The sequence below is a fragment of the Brevibacillus reuszeri genome, from assembly GCF_002897295.1.
In the GTDB taxonomy this organism is placed as follows: domain Bacteria; phylum Bacillota; class Bacilli; order Brevibacillales; family Brevibacillaceae; genus Brevibacillus; species Brevibacillus reuszeri_A.
The window spans coordinates 1-16,467 of record NZ_BEXF01000008.1 but is presented as its reverse complement, the minus strand read 5'-3'; the positions used below and the strand labels follow the sequence as shown (position 1 = coordinate 16,467).

The following is a 16,467-nucleotide window of genomic DNA, read 5'->3' as shown; positions in this document are numbered from 1 at the left end:
GCTACCTCATCCTACAACACTCTCTCTTCTATAGAGGGTACGAAGCTCTTGTAATCAATCGGAGAGGACAAAACAATCAGAATCGTATAATTTCCATACAAATCACAGCTGTTCCCGAATCTCTCCAGCTCCTGCAGCGAATCCGTCACTACTTTGAGTAAATAATTATGTTCCCCACTTATCCTATGACATTCGATGACCTCTGGACTATTGCGGCAAAACTCTAAAAAAGCGGTGCATTCCTTTGTGCGGACAAGCATGTATGCTGCCGCTTGCTTACCGATTTTCTCCTGAGAGAGCACGGCCCTATACTCTTGAATAACCCCTTTTTCTTCCAACCGTCGTACGCGCTCTGTTACAGCAGGCTGCGATAAACCGACTGCCTTGCCCAGCTCAGTCATGGAAATTCGTCCATGCTCCTGCAGCTGTAGCAGTATTTGCTTATCCACTTGATCCACCATAACCCCTCCTATGATTTCAAAGCCATTGTGGGAAAATTAATGGATTTTCTTTGTAAGAATACCATAATACCTTTATTCCCTTATGTAAATGGATTAACTAAATTTATACAATATACTTACGTAAATAAAGCAATTAATTTACGATAAAGAAAGGATGATTCCTTTGTCAGCTTCTCATTCATCCCACAGACAATATACTCAGCTTGGTTTATTGATTGATGATGTGATCCAGCGCACACTTGCGGGCCACCGATTAGTAGGCACAGTCGTTAAAGTAGCTGTAGATGGTGATGTAGTCTATAGTCGAGCTGCTGGACTCGCTGATCGGGAGACAAGCAAACCGATGACCGAGGATGCCTTATTTCGCCTGGCTTCTGTGTCCAAGCCAATCGTCTCAGTCGCTGCACTAGTCCTGATTGCCCAAGGACGAATCGGGCTTGATGACGATATCCAACAATGGCTGCCTGAATTCCGCCCTCATTTACGTAGTGGTGAAGCAGCCCAAATCACATTGCGCCAGTTGCTCACACACACGGCTGGACTCAGCTACGGTTTTTTGGAGGCAGACCATCATGGTCCTTATCACCTGGCAGGTGTGTCGGATGGGATGGATCGTTCTGGTGTTACGTTGGAAGAAAATCTGCGTCGTCTCGCTTCCGTCCCGCTGCTCTATGATCCAGGCACGAACTGGGGCTATTCTTTGGCGACAGATGTGCTCGGAGCACTGATTAGCCGTGTAACGAATGCATCACTCTCCGATGCGGTCCACGACCTGGTTACACGTCCATTGAATATGACTGATACCTCTTTTCTCGTTCGTGACAAGCACAGACTGGTCACTCCCTATGTGAATGACGAGCCTCATCCTCGCCGTATGCGCGAAATCGATATTGTTCCTGTCTTTGAAGGCACAGCCGGAATCCGTTTTGAGCCAGCCCGTGCTTTTGATGCAGATGCCTTTGCTTCTGGCGGCTCTGGGATGATTGGTACAGCAGGCGATTTCCTCCACCTGTTGGAGGTACTTCGTGGTGGTGGCGCCCCTCTTTTACCTGCTGATCTGGTCCGAGAAATGGGAACGATCCAAACAGGAGAGCTGCCATTGGCAAATTGGCCTGGACGCGGCTTTGGACTTGGCTTTACCGTCCTTCACGACGCCGAAGCAGCCCAAACGCCAGAATCTTCTGGCACCTGGCGATTAGGAGGAGCATATGGTCACTCCTGGTTCGTCGACCCGGCTCGCAAGCTCAGTGTCGTTGCTTTTACCAATACGGCGTATGAGGGGATGGCCGGTTTATTTACAGTAGAGCTATGCGATGCGATTTACAAGGGGATCAAGTAACAGTGCCACGTTCCTTCAAAAATCCGTTATTTTTCATCGCACTTGGTTTATTTGGCGTATACACGATCGAATTTGGTGTAGTTGGCATTCTCCCGGTAATTATGGAACATTATCAGGTCACAGCATCGATGGCAGGCACGCTGGTCGGCATATTCGCACTGGTCATCGCGGTACTCGGCCCCTTTATGGTACTGCTTCTGTCCAAATATAATCGCAAAAAGATTTTGATGATCTCTCTATTTATTTTCACTGCAAGCAGTTTACTGTCAGCCTATGCGCCAAGCTTTTCTGTTCTTTTAGCCCTGCGGATCATTCCAGCGATGTTTCACCCAGTCTATTTTTCATTGGCTTTTGTCGCTGCCAAATCTCTGTATCCAGAAAACAAGGCAACCCAAGTAGCCGCAAAAGCGTTCGTAGGCACCAGTATGGGAATGGTGCTGGGCGTCCCGATCACAGCGTACATTGCGGTTCAATTTTCCATGGAAGCTGCGTTCCTGTTTTGCGCCATTGTAAACGGAATTGCAGGTTTGGGGATTGCACTCATGCTGCCTGAAAAGGAACAGGCAGAGCCAATGTCTTTCCGCAAGCAGCTGGGCATTTTGCGCAAGGTGCCTCTCTGGATTAATATCGGAGCTTCAACGTTCATTTTTGCTGCCATGTTCTCGGTCTACAGCTATTCTGCTGAATACCTGAGCCAAGCATTTGGCCTTGGTGGTGAACTAATCAGTATCTTGCTCGTCATCTTCGGAATTGGTGGGGTTGCAGGCAATCTGCTGGCGGGGAATCTGATTAGCAGAAACAAGCTCAAAACAACATTCCTTCATCCGCTTGCTCTCGGCATTGCTTATTTTCTGCTCATGTGGGACATCTCCGCCATGCTCCTGATCGTCGTGATCATGATTTATTGGGGAGCAGCTCATACAAGCGGCCTGATCGTGACCCAAATTTGGCTAACAGATGAAGCTCCCGAAGCTCCTGAATTTGCAACTGCGCTCTACATTTCATTTATCAATCTAGGCGTGACGATCGGTTCGGGGACAGGTGGTTGGTTCCTATCCATGTTTGGCATACACGGTACCCTGTGGAGTGGCTTTTGCTATCTGGTTGCAGCGCTTATTTGCATCGGACTGCGCATTCATCTTGTTCGTAGGGAGTATCGGGAAAAGACAGTCATGATTGTACGAGGATAAATCACTATTTCTTCAGGACAAAAACCAGTTCATCCTACAAAATAAGATGAACTGGTCTTTTAAATCAAGTTTTCTGAATTATCAATCCATATAAACCAAATCAAGCCGCGGCTCCCCCGGCTTTCTATTATTCATAAACAAAGCAGCGTGCAATCACGTTCAGCCCGCTATGCTGCTCTGTTAGTTCATCGCTCGCTACCTTTTCCTCTGTTTCAGTTAACGTAATAATTTGTGGGAGAACCAATACATATCGATTCTCCGTCACGGTTTCGAGAAGGATTTGTCCTTCCTTGTCCCATATTAGATTACCTGCCAATATTCTGGTCTCCACACGAATCCTCCTCATCTCATCGCTCATGATTTATATTTACATATGAAGCAAAGACGGGTACCTTTTTACCCGCCTTTACAGTCCAAACAGCTTGCTATTGCTCTTTTTTCAATCTCGCATCCAATACAAAGTTTCCAAAAGGAAGAAGGGATGCAATAAAAGCACCGATCACCCGAATGATTGACCATCTGTTTTTCAGCGTTACATGGGCTAGGGCCAAAATGTAGAGTACAAATAGCAGCCCATGAAGGGCACCAACAATTTTCACTGCGGCTGGTACATCGAGAAAATACTTGAGTGGCATAGCGATCCCGAGCAAAACCAAATACGAGATTCCTTCCAGAATGCCAATTACGCGAAAACGTCCAAGCGGGGTATTCATCATGAGGGGTACCATCCTTGAAAGTAATTACCATCATTATAAACGAAAAACTATCGAAATGATAACAATTGTCCAATGTTCATAATTATTTCAAAATCAAATGCCAAACCCCTCTTGGCGTACACGCTCAATCCACCGCTCTTCTGCACGCAGATGCTCGATCGCCCCGATCAAAATTGCCCTCGCTCCAAAGTCCAATGCGTCCTTTGACTGCTCCAAAATAGATTCGAGCAGCCCCGCCACCCGCTGAACCTCTCGAATATTTTCTGCAGATGCCTCTGCCATTTTTTCTGGATCGCCGTATGCAGCAAAAGTCAGGGCCGCATAGATCGGATTGTGCAGCTGAATCGGGCGACGCATCTCCGACAGCAACAGCTGCTGAAACTTGTCTCTTCCTTTATCTGTGATGCGATAGGTCGTTTTATCCGGGCGATTGGACTCCCGGATAATGTTTGCGACCTCGATCAGATTTGCTTTCGCCAATTGGTCGAAGGCATAGTACAAGGAGCCTTTGGCGTATTTGATATAGCAGTCCATCCCACGCTGCTTGACCACCTGCTGGACTTCATAAGGATGCTTTTCGCCCTCCATCAAAAGACCAAGAATGAGCAGTTTTATACTCATAGCCGCTTCTCCTCTAGTGATGCTCGGGGTTCGGCCTGTTTTCTTTTGAAGGAATCAGTACACGCTCCTTGCCCATCAGCACAATACATACGACCGCAAGTATTGCCGGAACCAGCGCCCACAAAAACGTATGAGCAATTGACGAGGCGAGGATATCCGTAATTTTATCCAGAACAGGAGCAGGAATCGCTGCACGTGTCTCTGGTGTGAGAATCGCACGCGGGTCAGTAATCGCTCCAATCCCTGTGTCTTGTCCCGCAAAAGCAGATGACATCCCATGTTCAAACTGGTTACGCTGCAAAATCCCAAAGACTGTAATCCCCAATGTCATCCCAAGCGAACGGAAAAAGGACCCCGTCGAGCTGGCCGAACCGCGTTGCCGCATGTCAAAGCCGTGAATGGCTGCCATCCCGAGTACAGAGAACGAAAAGCCCACACCAAAACCGGTAATAATCATGTAAAAAGTGACCATGCCTCGGGAAATCTCAGGTGATAATGTACTGAGCAGGAAAATGCCTGGTACGAAAAAGACGGACGAGGTCAGCATAATGTTGCGAAAGCTCGTTTTTGTCGTCAAAAATCCACCCAGCTGGCTACCAACAACAGAGCCCAGCATCATCGGTGTCAACAGCAATCCAGAATTCGTAGCCGAGCCTCCGAATACACCTTGGATAAAAATCGGTAAATAGACGGTCGTAATAATAAAAGCAGAGCCGTACAATAGCGCTACCGCATTAGAAGCAGCAAACAGACGTCTTTTAAACATTGTAAACGAGATGATCGGCTCTGGTACTTTGGTCTCCACGATCAGAAAAATAACGAACAGCACAGCAAAGGACACAAACAGTCCAATGATTTGAACCGAATTCCAGGCAAATTGATTGCCACCCAGCTCAAGCGCGAACATCAAGCTGACAACAGCGCCGACGAGTGTAACTGCTCCCCACCAGTCGATGCTTTGCTTGCGGTGCTCCAGTGACTCACGGTAATAAACGGAAATGAACCAGAGAGACAGAGCGCCGATCGGCACATTGATGTAAAAAATCCAATGCCAGCCCACATACTCTGTTATGTACGCACCAAGCAACGGTCCAAATACACTGGATGTACCAAATACAGCCCCGAATAAACCAGTCATCTTTCCCCTTTTTTCAGGCGGGAATACGTCAAAGATGATGGTAAACGCAATCGGCATCAAGGCACCGCCACCGATCCCTTGAATCGCGCGATAAATACTTAATTCTACGATGCTGTTTGCAGTACCGCAGAGAATGGAGCCAATTAAAAACACAACTAGTCCAAACACGTAAAATCGTTTTCTGCCGTACATATCTGAGAGCTTTCCGAAGATCGGCATTCCCGCCATCGTAGCAACCATATAAGCCGAGGTAACCCAGACGAATTTATCCATCCCGCCCATTTCGCCTACAATGGTTCCCATCGCAGTTGCTACGATTGTATTGTCCATTGATGCCATTAGCAGACCCAGTAATAGCCCCGCCAGGACAAAATTCACTTTGCTTTCTTTCGCAATCAAGCAAGTTCCTCCTATCGTTCCCGTGATGATTACTCTAAATATTATATTCAAATTTGACCAAAAGTCTGTAAAAAATTTACTTCCTCGTAAAATACCTTCGCTACATTAAAAAACCATCTTCTTTGGCTGAACACGAGGCTCACAAAGAAGATGGCTTCTATCTCTAGCTTGCTTAGTTCGTTTTCAGTACATCGTGGTCTACATAGCGCTCGCCGTTCAGCTCACTGATGACATTGATCGCTACTTTGGCTCCATCGCCAGCTGTAATGATCGTATGTACGCTTACACCCGCGCACGTACCAGCTGCCCAGATTCCATCCACGTTTGTTTTTCCTTGCCCATCAACATCCACTACCGTTTTGATGCGCGGCTCTGTACCCTCTTTGGTATTGACGCCAATCGCTTCAGCCAGTGTCACTACCGCACCGGTAGCCAAAATAACATGCTTTGCTTCAAAGGAGCCTTTTTCTGCTGTTTCTACAACGAAGCCTTGTTCGGATTTCGTAATATTGTTGACTTGATCGGTGACCAGCTCCGCACCGAATTTTGCCGCTTGCTTCTTACCTGTTTCAATCAAGTCCGGTCCTGTCACTTCCAGGATGCCGTAATGATTTTCTAACCAAGCGCGTTTCGTCATGCTTTTGTCATTATCAATCAGCAATGTCTTTTTCCCCGACTTCGCTGCAAACAATGCTGCACTTCCCCCTGCTGGACCTGCTCCAATAATCACGATATCGAACATAGGTAACTCCCCTTTCCAAAATGTGTTTCACAACATAATTATATACTTAGTTTCTAAAAAGAAAAAGTCCTAAAACATATCGAGTAAACATTTGAAAGGCCCGCTTCCCTCCATGGTAGAGGAAAAGCGGGCTTCATTTAGTATGTCAAGCAGCCTAGATTTCACACAAGTTTTTATTGCCACCGCGCTCGTAACAAACTTCTCCATTAATAATCGTCATCTCGATATTCGTAGATAATAGCTCGTCGTGTTCGATCTCGAACAGATTTTTCGAATACACGGTCATATCGGCATACTTTCCTCTGCTGAGCGTTCCTTTGACCGCTTCCTCATTCGTTGCCAGAGCGCCACCGTATGTAAAAATGCGCACTGCTTCCTCAATCGTCAAATTTTCGCTCGGGTAGTATCCCTCATGTGTATCTTGTGGGGCGCGACGTGAAACCGCTGCGTGAATACCCAAAAGCGGCTCCAAAGGTTCTACGGGAGCATCCGAGCCGCCAGCGCACATGATGCCTGCATCCAGCATGCTTTTCCATATATAAGCTTGCTTGGCCCTCTCTTCTCCGATCCGCTCCGCAACCCATGGGAAGTCTCCAACGACAAAGCGGGGCTGAATATCCGCGACGATGCTTGGACTTTTCAATCGCTCCAGCAAATCCGGGCGAAGCAGGGAGGTATGAATCATCCGGTCCCGATACGCTACAGTCGGGAATTTGCCCAATGTGTTGAGCACATTTTCCAATGCCTGATCCCCAATCGTATGAACCGCGATCGGCATTTTGGCATCGCGCGCTTCCTTAAACAGCTGGTACAAGGTCTCATCGTCATGGATCTCGCTTCCCACATTCCCCGGATCATCCGTATAAGGCGTGGAAAGATATGCCGTACGACCGCCAAAGCTGCCGTCCGCAAATATTTTCACTGCACCGATCTGCAGCTTCTCATTTCCATAGCCAGCGTACATCCCGCGCTCAACCAGCTGTTTCACATGCGGGTAATAGATTAACAGGTTACAACGAAGCCCCAGCTTTTCTTCGTTTAACAGCTCGTCATACAGTCTCCAGGTCTGATCCAATCCGCCGAGACCACGCAAATCCTCCGTATGCACGCTAGTAAGTCCACACTGCATCGCTTGCCCAATCGCCTTTTTCAGCGCTTGCTTGAGCTGCTCATAGGTGAGGTCGGGAATATGCCTCTGGACAATATTGGCTGCCGTTTCGAGTAGTAGGCCAGTCGGCTTTTGCGTAAGCGGATCAAGTACAACGGTACCCCCTGCTGGAATGTCCATATCTGCAGAATAGCCTGCAATCTCCAATGCTTTGCTGTTTACCAAGACGACATGGCCACAAACGCGTGTCAAAAGGACAGGACAATGCGGCGACACAGCATCCAGCTCCTCAATCGTCGGCAATCCACCTGCGATGAAACGATTTTCATCCCAGCCTCTTCCCTGTATCCATTCCGTTGCTAGTGTTTTATTCGCTCTTTCCTTCACCGATTGAAGCAAGCCATCCTTGGAGGTAATGCTCCCCAGATCCATTGCCATCATTTTGGTTGCGATTGAGGATAAATGAAGGTGGCTGTCTATAAGACCCGGCGTCACCGTTTTTCCATCCAAATCTCTCACAGATGCCTCTGGTCTTCCCCACTGCAGTAGCATATCCCGATGGCTCCCCAAATCCACAATCTTGCCATCCTTCACTACGACAGCCTCAACCGTCGGCTGCGACTGATCAAATGTATAAAACCTGCCGTTGGTAAAAATCGACGTCATAGATATCCCTCCTCCATCATCCTGTAAACGTCACTTCCTAGAGCCGCAATATCTGCCTGAGAACGACGACTAATTTGATTAGCAGCCCCTCGTGCTTGCCCGATTGCTTCTTTTTCATCCACTGTTATCAGCTTGCGGTTTTCCATAATGATCAAGTCCACTTTCATCTACACGCCCTCCAAACAAGCAGCTCGTGATTACTTTGGGAAACGGCTAATGATTCAGTACTTTTGATAAAAAGTCTTTCGCCCGATCAGATTTTGGATCGGTAAAAAATTGTTCCGGCGGGGCGACCTCCACAATCCTGCCAGCTGCCATGAATACGATCTGATCACAAATTTCCCGGGCAAACCCCATTTCATGTGTGACGACCACCATCGTCATTCCACTAGAAGCAAGGCCCCTAATCGCATCCAACACTTCCTTGATCATCTCCGGGTCTAGGGCAGAGGTCGGTTCATCGAACAGCATGACTTTCGGGTCCATGGCGAGTGCCCGCGCGATAGCTACCCGCTGCTGCTGTCCACCAGAAAGCTGACCTGGGAACGAGTCGTATTTCTCTCCCAGCCCAAGTGATGTCAGCAGTTTTTTTGCTTTTTCCGTTGCTTCTTCCTTTGGCACCTTTTTCACCTGAACAGGGGCTATCGCTACATTTTCTACCGCAGTCAGATGTGGATACAGATTAAACGATTGGAAGACAAAACCGATATCTGACCGCAATTTGTTAATATTCGTCCGTCGATCGTGTACGGACGTCCCATCGACAATGATTTCACCTGTCTCGATTGACTCCAGTGCGTTCATGCTGCGAATTAGCGTGCTTTTTCCCGCTCCGCTTGGTCCGATCAGGGCATATACATTGGACTCAGGTATTTCCATGTTGATATCTTGCAGGACATTGACACTTCCGTAGCTTTTGTTTACTTGTTTGATTTGGATCACTGCCGGGCCTCCTTGTACCGTAGATCATGCGCATCCTTTATTCAGATACCCGATATCGCCTCTCCAGCGCACTGATGATTTGAGACAGGAAAAAGGTGATGCAGAAATACATAATTGCTACAAACGTCCATACCTCCAGCGAGCGAAACGTCGTAGACACCAGGTTTTTGGCGACCAGCGTCAGATCGACCACAGAGATGACGGATACCAGCGAGGAGTCCTTGATGAGAGTAATAAACTGGGAAGCCATAGGCGGCAATACTTTGCGCATCGCTTGCGGCAGGATGATAAAACGCATCGCCTGCACGTACGTCATCCCGGAGGAACGAGCAGCCTCCATCTGCCCCCGTGGTACAGCTTGAATTCCTGCCCGTACGATCTCAGCTATGAAGGCTGCCGAAAACAAGCCCAAGCCGAAGACCCCCGCCAAAAAGGGACCCATTTTCAAATACTTGCCGAGTACAAAATAGATCCAGAACAGCAAGACGAGCAAGGGAACTCCGCGAATAAACTCTACGTAGCTGACTGCCAGAAAAGAAACTACCCGATTACCGGAAATTCTGCATAATCCGAGCAAAATTCCTACAGGGATACTCACGAGCAGTGCGCATGCGGACAGCTGCAGCGTCAACAATAAACCATCCCATAATAAATGCATATTTTGAGGAATCACATTCCAGGCGCTACCCATGTTCTACCCCCTTCCTTTCATACGCTCACCTGTAATACTTTGGCGTATTTTTACTGCTGCTGCACCTGATTGATCCACTCGCTTGATTTGAACCATTTATTGATCGAAATCTGATCGTCCAGCCCGTTCCGATACGAAGCAAGGAAGGAATTCACCCATTGAATCGTGGCCTGATCATTCAAAGGCAATGCGATTCCCAGATTCTCAGTGGACAACACCTCGTATACACCTCGAACCGAGTCGGCATTCATAACTTCAAAAACGCGAACTCCCGGCTCATCAAAGACAAGAGCGTCTGCTTGTGCCTGCTTCACTGCCAGCGCAGCGTTGGTAAAGCCATCGAAATCCATGATTGTCGCGTTCTTGAACAGCTGCTTGGCCAGTAGGGCACCCGTGGAGCCCTGTCCTACAGCGATTTTTTTACCAGGCTGGTCCAGTTCCTTCCAGCTTTGTGTCGTACTATCTTTTTTCGGAACCATGAGGACTTGTCCCGATGAATAGTATGGATCGGAAAAGCTGACGGCGAGCGCTCGATCCCCTCGAATCGTCATACCGGAGATGACCATGTCGATATCACCAGTTTGCAGAGCGGGAATCAGACCGCCAAAATCGCTGTAATCCTTGAATTCAACTTCTACCTTCAGGGCATCCGCAATTGCTTTTCCCAAATCCATGTCATATCCGACGAACTTCCCTTCCTTGTCCTTCATTTCAAACGGAAAATAACCGCTTGAAGTACCGATCACAAGCTTTTTCTTATCCACTACCTTTTGGATCGTGGACGGACCACTCACTCCCGTCCCTGCCTCCTGAGAACATCCCGTCACGATCACCAGCAGCAGCGCCAACCACATAAACGTCCATTTCTTCATCTTTTTACCCCCTAGTCGATTTTCAACGATCTGTTTTGTCGCTTATGCATAAAAAAACGTGATAACAATAAAAAAGCGAGCCCTCCTTAACTAGGGTGGTACTGATTTATATAAGCCAACGATTGCTGGGTTATATAGAAGTTTGTTGCGCGGAAGCAGATCGTAGTTGCGGGGGCAGGATTTCACAGCTTTGTGGGTGAGAAAATGATGCAGGATAAAAAACAATTTTAAAAAGCGCACATATTTACTAGATATTTTATTTCCAGCGTAATAAATAGGCAAGAACATTATTCTGAATATAAAGAATATTTATATTATTAATCACCTCCTATAATCAAAACAAATAAAGAGAGGGTAATAAAGCCCCCTCTCTTTTGCCTATAGTTCTATCCAATATCTTCTGACTACGTTGCCATCTTCCTCGGTATAATCGGATTCCAGCACACCGCCATTTTTCAGAATCGTTTTTTCTGATGCCGTATTCCAGCTGTCACAAACCACCAATACCTTTTCCAATCCCAGCTCTTTCGTTATTTCTAGGGACTTGGCCAGAATCGCAGTGGCATAGCCTTTTTGTCTCTCTGATGGTCTGATCCCGTAACCGATGTGCCCTCCTACACGAAGCAAGCGGTCATTTAACCGATGGCGGATGTTGACCGCTCCCACGATCCGTCCATCCTCTCGTCTCAGCCAGTACGTCGTATGAGGCACAAAATCTGCTGGAAGAATGTTTTCGTCCACTTCGCTCTCCAAAAAATGTAGATAGGCTGCAAAATCGTAAGGCTCTTTGTCCACCACCCAGGGCACGATTGGCTCCTTGCTATTTTTCCATTCCTCGTAAAAAGAAACATATTCGTCGTAGTATTCTTGTGATGGCTTCACCAATTGAAGCTGCTTCTCCATACTCTCACTCCCTTTTGCATGTTCTTTTGTAAATTCCGTACATCTTACCATGCGATCGAAGCGCCAACAAGCAAGAACAGCAAAAAACCTCTCGGGATATGCCCCAAGAGGTTTTGAACTTCTTTTAGTATTTGTTAAAGGTCATGATCCAAATAGAACCAAGCACGATTGTCAAAACAATCACAAGCCCCAGGATCAATGTCTGTACGTTGTAACGCGGCTTTTCTCCCTCGCGGATATGCATGAAGAAGAACAGCTGAATCACGAATTGCAAGACGGCCATCACCATGATGGTAATCAGCGTAGCTGTTTTACTCATCATCTGATTCATGACTAGCACCAGTGGAATAATGGTGAGCACAATCGACAGGATGAAACCAATCACGTACGATTTCAGCGATCCATGATTGTGATGATCCCCATGATTTTCATGTTGCGTCATCTTACATCACCCCCATCAGATAGACGACTGTGAAGAGGAAAATCCACACAACGTCCAGGAAGTGCCAGTACAAGCTCAGGTTAGTCACTTTACGGCGAGTAACAGGTGTGATTCCGCGACGTTTCAGCTGAATCATCAATGCTACCATCCAGAACAGACCAACGGATACGTGCAATCCGTGCGTACCAACCAGCGTGAAGAAAGCAGACCAGAAACCACTAGTTGCCATGGTTGCTCCTTCATGCACCAAATGCGTAAACTCGTTAATCTCCAGCACTACGAAGGACAGACCCAGTACAGCCGTTACAGCCAGCCAAGCGATCATTTCTTTTACTTTGCCTTTGTTCATTGCCAGGACAGCCAAACCACTGGTAAAGCTACTTGTCAGCAAGATAAAGGTGGAAGCAATGATCCCTGGGAGTTCAAACAATTCTTTACCAGTCGGCCCACCAGCGTAGCTATGCATCATTACCGCATAGGTGGCAAACAGCGAACCGAACAAAATGCAGTCGGTAACAACGAAGATCCAAAAACCTAGAACCTTTAGTTGTTCGTGCTCTTCATGACCATGATCATGATCGTGTCCGTGACCATGGTCGTGATGCTTAGCCATCTGTTGCATTACAATACCCTCCCCAGTGAAGCCTCGGTGCGTCGCACTTCATCCACCGGTACATAATAATCCGTATCATATTGGAAGGAACGTACCCACATGCACGCAAACACTCCAATGAATCCAATTACTGCAATCCAAACCCATCCGAACGTGAAACCAAATCCAACCATGAACCAGAACAGAGACATGATAAACGGTATGCCCGAGTTTTTCGGCATGTGGATTGGCTCCAGATGCACAGGCTCTTCTTTATACGTACCATTTGCTTTCGCTTGTTTCGTTGCCCACCAGTCGTCAGAGTCTTTCACGGTTGGCACGACAGCGAAGTTATAGAACGGAGCCGGCGATGGAATCGACCATTCCAGTGTACGTCCATTCCATGGGTCACCTGTTTTATCGCGCTCCCCATGCTTGATGCTGTAAGCGATTTGCCATACTTGGAAAATGAAACCGATCCCCATCATGAAAGCACCGACGGTAGAAACCAGGTTCATATCTGCCCAACCGCGATCCCAGCCGTACGTATAGTAACGGCGAGTCATACCCATGAAGCCGAGTGCGTATTGTGGCATGAAGCATACATAGAAACCGATATTCCAGAACCAGAAGCCCCATTTGCCCAATTTCTCATCGAGCTTGAAGCCGAACAGTTTTGGCCACCAGTAGTAAATACCTGCCAGGTAACCGAACACTACCCCACCGATCAATACTTGGTGGAAGTGGGCAATCAGGAAGTAGCTATTGTGGTATTGATAGTCTGCCGGTGCTACCGCCAGCATAACACCCGTTGCTCCACCTACGAGGAAACAAGGGATAAAAGCGATGGTCCACAGCATTGGTTGTTTAAAGGATATCCGACCACGGAACATCGTAAACAGCCAGTTAAATACCTTAACACCGGTCGGAATCGCAATGACCATCGTCGATATCGCAAAGAACGCAATAACACTTGCACTAGTACCCATGGTGAAGAAGTGGTGAGCCCATGTAAAGAAGGACGCAACGGCAATCGCCATCAAAGCCCAAACCATGGATTTGTAACCGAAAATCTTTTTACGAGAAAAGGTTGCTACAACCTCAGAGAAGATACCAAATGCTGGTACAACTACGATATATACCTCAGGGTGACCCCACATCCAGATGAGGTTCAAATACATCATCGGATTTCCGCCGCCGTCCATTGTAAAGAAGTGGGCGCCTGCAAAACGGTCAAGGAACAACAGTGCGATTGTTACCGTCAAGATCGGGAAAGCAAAGATGATCATGATGCTGGAAGACAATACAGACCAGCTGAACAATGGCATTTGGGACAATTTCATGCCAGGAGCACGCATTTTCAGGATGGTTACGATGAAGTTAATCCCCGTAGCCAAGCTACCGATACCGGAAATTTGAATACCCCAGATCCAGAAGTTTTGTCCTGGTCCCGGACTGAAATCATTTTGTGACAACGGTGGATAAGACAGCCAACCAGCTTCTGGTGAACCACCGATTACGAACGAAAGGTTGAACAGCATCGCACCGAGCATGAACAGCCAGAAGCTAAGTGCGTTCAGGAATGGATACGCTACGTCACGCGCACCTAATTGAAGCGGAACTACCATGTTGAACAAACCGAACATCATCGGCATCGCCATGAACAAAATCATGATCGTACCGTGAGTCGTAAAAATCGCATTGTAGTGCTCCGAATGTAAAAACTCCATATTCGGGAATGCCAGCTGTAAACGCATCAGCAGGGCGTCGACCCCACCGCGGAATAGCATCAAGAGTGATGCGATCAAGTACATGATACCGATACGTTTATGGTCAACCGTAGTCAGCCATTCGCGCCACAGCCAACCCCATTTTTTATACTTGGTCAGTACAAACACGATTGCTATCATGGTAAGGGCAATCGAAACGTCCGCACCGTAAATTAGCGGGTCACCCGTTACAAAGAACGTGGATGCAAATTCCTTAATGTTCTCCCACACTTGGTATTCCTCCTCCCTCTCTAATGCTTCATACCGGAGTGATCCATACCCGGCATACTGCTCATATCAGACATTTGATGTGTAGCTTGTGAACTATCCGTAGACTTCGCACCTGTCTCGGCAGGTTCTTTTTTCATCACATGATCCATATCATGACCATGGCTGTATCGAGCAAGAATTTCTTCAAACAAGCCTTCTGGGAAAGCGGAGTACAGCTTCTTCTCAGTCAATCCAGGCTTTTTCAATTCATTGTAGTCTTCTTTAGACATGGCTGGAGTCGTACCTTTTACTTCATCCACCCATTTATTGAACTCGTCTTGTGGTTTGGCAACCACCTTGAACTGCATATGAGCAAAGTCTTTTCCAGAGAAGTTAGAGCTAAAGCCTTGGAACTCACCTGGTTCATCTGCTTGCAAGTACAGCTCTGTAGCCATTCCCGCCATCGCGTAAATTTGACCACCCAGCTCTGGTACCCAGAAAGAGTTCATCGGAGCTTCTGCAGACACTTGGAAGTGAATCGGTACTCCAGCAGGAATCTCTAGGTAGTTAACTGTCGCGATGTTTTGATCCGGATAAGTAAACATCCATTTCCAATCCAATGCCGTAACTTGAATGGTCATTGGTGCAACTTCTTTATTAGGAGATTCTTTTAAGACATAAACATCTCGAACGGTAAAGTAACCCAGGATCGCAATGATAACCACCGGGATTCCCCACCAAATTACTTCAAGCGCCGTGTTATGAGCCCATTCCGGCTTGTACGGTGCTTTATTGCCAGGCGTATCCCTATAGCGATATACGATAAAGGCAGTAAGCGCAAGAACCGGAATGATGATGACCGCGCACAAAATCGTAGAAATAATGATGAGATTGTACTGTGTCTCGGCTACCGGTCCTTTCGGATTCAAGACAAGATATTCACTACCACATCCCGAAAGCAGGACGGTTGCTAGCGCTGCCAAGATCCAAAACTGGATTTGCCTCAGCATTTTTCCTCCACTCATTCTCCTAATCCCTCCTCTTTCACAAGCAGAAAGCATGTAACTCTTTTTACGTTTTTTCAATATAGGTGAACACGTCTCCTAATCGCATCTACATACTATCAGAGAGTGGCCTCTTTTGTACTTGTTTTTTTGCACGTTCAATATTTCGTAGTATTTCTGTGACAAAGTGTTCACATGGCAGTCACGAGTTGATCATAATATTGTTACGAATCTCCTCTATTACATATCGCCATCCATAATTGGCCGACATGCCCAATTCCAAAAATTCAGGAAGCGCTTTCACTATGGATAAAAAACATGGCCTACGTCATCTCGGGAAAAAGCACATTCCAACTACTGTGAAGGACTTTTCTGCAACACAAAAACCCCGAAGAAAACGTCCTTTGAAAGGCTCTTTCCTCCGAGGGGTACCTGTTTCTTCTATATATAATTAGAACGCTTTCATTCTTCTCGACACACAGGAAGCCTGAAAGCAATATCTGCACAACAAAAAACCTCTCATTCGCGTACACAATGATATGCTCCCCTTCGGGTAGACAGTTGAAATAATAAAACTGTCTACCTGCAAGGAGGAGCATTTTTATGTCTCACAGAGCAAAGATTTCCGGTCCGGTAAAAATTACGGCTATTGAACAAATCCT

General features: G+C 47.0%; 18 protein-coding genes. 2 read left to right on the top strand and 16 right to left on the bottom strand.

Annotation, left to right across the window (positions count from 1 at the left end; all coding sequences use genetic code 11):
• Positions 1-11: 11 nt before the first annotated feature.
• Positions 12-458, bottom strand: coding sequence for an Lrp/AsnC family transcriptional regulator (locus C3B52_RS14255; RefSeq protein WP_103106802.1), 447 nt, complete (start codon positions 456-458; stop codon positions 12-14).
• 166 nt (positions 459-624) lie between these two features.
• Here C3B52_RS14255 and C3B52_RS14250 point away from each other — a divergent pair, with 166 nt between their 5' ends.
• Both C3B52_RS14250 and C3B52_RS14245 read left to right on the top strand, forming a co-directional pair.
• On the top strand, positions 625-1,800 hold the full coding sequence (locus tag C3B52_RS14250) for a serine hydrolase domain-containing protein (RefSeq protein ID WP_235615714.1): 1,176 nt from the start codon (positions 625-627) through the stop codon (positions 1,798-1,800).
• Entirely contained in the window at positions 1,770-2,990 is a 1,221-nt protein-coding gene (locus tag C3B52_RS14245; RefSeq protein ID WP_103106798.1) for an MFS transporter, read from the top strand. The genes C3B52_RS14250 and C3B52_RS14245 overlap by 31 nt, the downstream gene beginning before the upstream one ends.
• Positions 2,991-3,117: 127 nt before the next feature.
• On the opposite strand, the gene C3B52_RS14240 is transcribed toward C3B52_RS14245, so the two are convergent.
• The 15 genes from C3B52_RS14240 to C3B52_RS14175 form a co-directional block, all read right to left on the bottom strand.
• Positions 3,118-3,321: a hypothetical protein gene (locus C3B52_RS14240; protein ID WP_235615713.1), complete on the bottom strand. Its 204-nt coding sequence runs from the start codon at positions 3,319-3,321 to the stop codon at positions 3,118-3,120.
• Between the two features lie 94 nt (positions 3,322-3,415).
• Complete coding sequence (locus tag C3B52_RS14235) at positions 3,416-3,706, bottom strand: DUF3817 domain-containing protein (RefSeq protein WP_103106796.1); 291 nt, start codon at positions 3,704-3,706, stop codon at positions 3,416-3,418.
• Positions 3,707-3,799: 93 nt separating this feature from the next.
• Complete coding sequence (locus C3B52_RS14230; RefSeq protein WP_103106795.1) at positions 3,800-4,327, bottom strand: PadR family transcriptional regulator; 528 nt, start codon at positions 4,325-4,327, stop codon at positions 3,800-3,802.
• Between the two features lie 13 nt (positions 4,328-4,340).
• On the bottom strand, positions 4,341-5,864 hold the full coding sequence (locus tag C3B52_RS14225; RefSeq protein ID WP_103106793.1) for an MDR family MFS transporter: 1,524 nt from the start codon (positions 5,862-5,864) through the stop codon (positions 4,341-4,343).
• A gap of 172 nt (positions 5,865-6,036) precedes the next feature.
• Positions 6,037-6,606 carry an FAD-dependent oxidoreductase gene (locus C3B52_RS14220; protein ID WP_103106791.1) on the bottom strand — a complete coding sequence of 190 codons (570 nt, stop codon included), beginning with the start codon at positions 6,604-6,606 and terminating at the stop codon, positions 6,037-6,039.
• 154 nt (positions 6,607-6,760) lie between these two features.
• Positions 6,761-8,380, bottom strand: coding sequence for an amidohydrolase (locus C3B52_RS14215; protein WP_103106789.1), 1,620 nt, complete (start codon positions 8,378-8,380; stop codon positions 6,761-6,763).
• Positions 8,377-8,547, bottom strand: a complete 171-nt coding sequence (locus tag C3B52_RS36445; RefSeq protein WP_164684782.1) for a hypothetical protein — start codon at positions 8,545-8,547, stop codon at positions 8,377-8,379. The genes C3B52_RS14215 and C3B52_RS36445 overlap by 4 nt, the downstream gene beginning before the upstream one ends.
• 46 nt (positions 8,548-8,593) lie before the next feature.
• Entirely contained in the window at positions 8,594-9,322 is a 729-nt protein-coding gene (locus C3B52_RS14210; protein WP_123058856.1) for an amino acid ABC transporter ATP-binding protein, read from the bottom strand.
• Between the two features lie 37 nt (positions 9,323-9,359).
• Positions 9,360-10,013 (bottom strand): amino acid ABC transporter permease, encoded by a 654-nt coding sequence (locus tag C3B52_RS14205; RefSeq protein WP_103106787.1) that lies wholly within the window; start codon positions 10,011-10,013, stop codon positions 9,360-9,362.
• Between the two features lie 50 nt (positions 10,014-10,063).
• Entirely contained in the window at positions 10,064-10,885 is an 822-nt protein-coding gene (locus C3B52_RS14200; protein ID WP_103106785.1) for a transporter substrate-binding domain-containing protein, read from the bottom strand.
• 378 nt (positions 10,886-11,263) lie between these two features.
• Complete coding sequence (locus C3B52_RS14195; RefSeq protein ID WP_103106783.1) at positions 11,264-11,788, bottom strand: GNAT family N-acetyltransferase; 525 nt, start codon at positions 11,786-11,788, stop codon at positions 11,264-11,266.
• A gap of 124 nt (positions 11,789-11,912) precedes the next feature.
• Complete coding sequence (gene cyoD, locus C3B52_RS14190; RefSeq protein WP_103106781.1) at positions 11,913-12,230, bottom strand: cytochrome o ubiquinol oxidase subunit IV; 318 nt, start codon at positions 12,228-12,230, stop codon at positions 11,913-11,915.
• 1 nt (position 12,231) lies between these two features.
• On the bottom strand, positions 12,232-12,843 hold the full coding sequence (gene cyoC, locus C3B52_RS14185; protein ID WP_103107234.1) for a cytochrome o ubiquinol oxidase subunit III: 612 nt from the start codon (positions 12,841-12,843) through the stop codon (positions 12,232-12,234).
• An 8-nt stretch (positions 12,844-12,851) separates the two neighbouring features.
• Positions 12,852-14,822 (bottom strand): cbb3-type cytochrome c oxidase subunit I, encoded by a 1,971-nt coding sequence (locus C3B52_RS14180; RefSeq protein ID WP_049737206.1) that lies wholly within the window; start codon positions 14,820-14,822, stop codon positions 12,852-12,854.
• Between the two features lie 20 nt (positions 14,823-14,842).
• Entirely contained in the window at positions 14,843-15,826 is a 984-nt protein-coding gene (locus C3B52_RS14175; RefSeq protein ID WP_103106779.1) for a ubiquinol oxidase subunit II, read from the bottom strand.
• Positions 15,827-16,467: the final 641 nt, after the last annotated feature.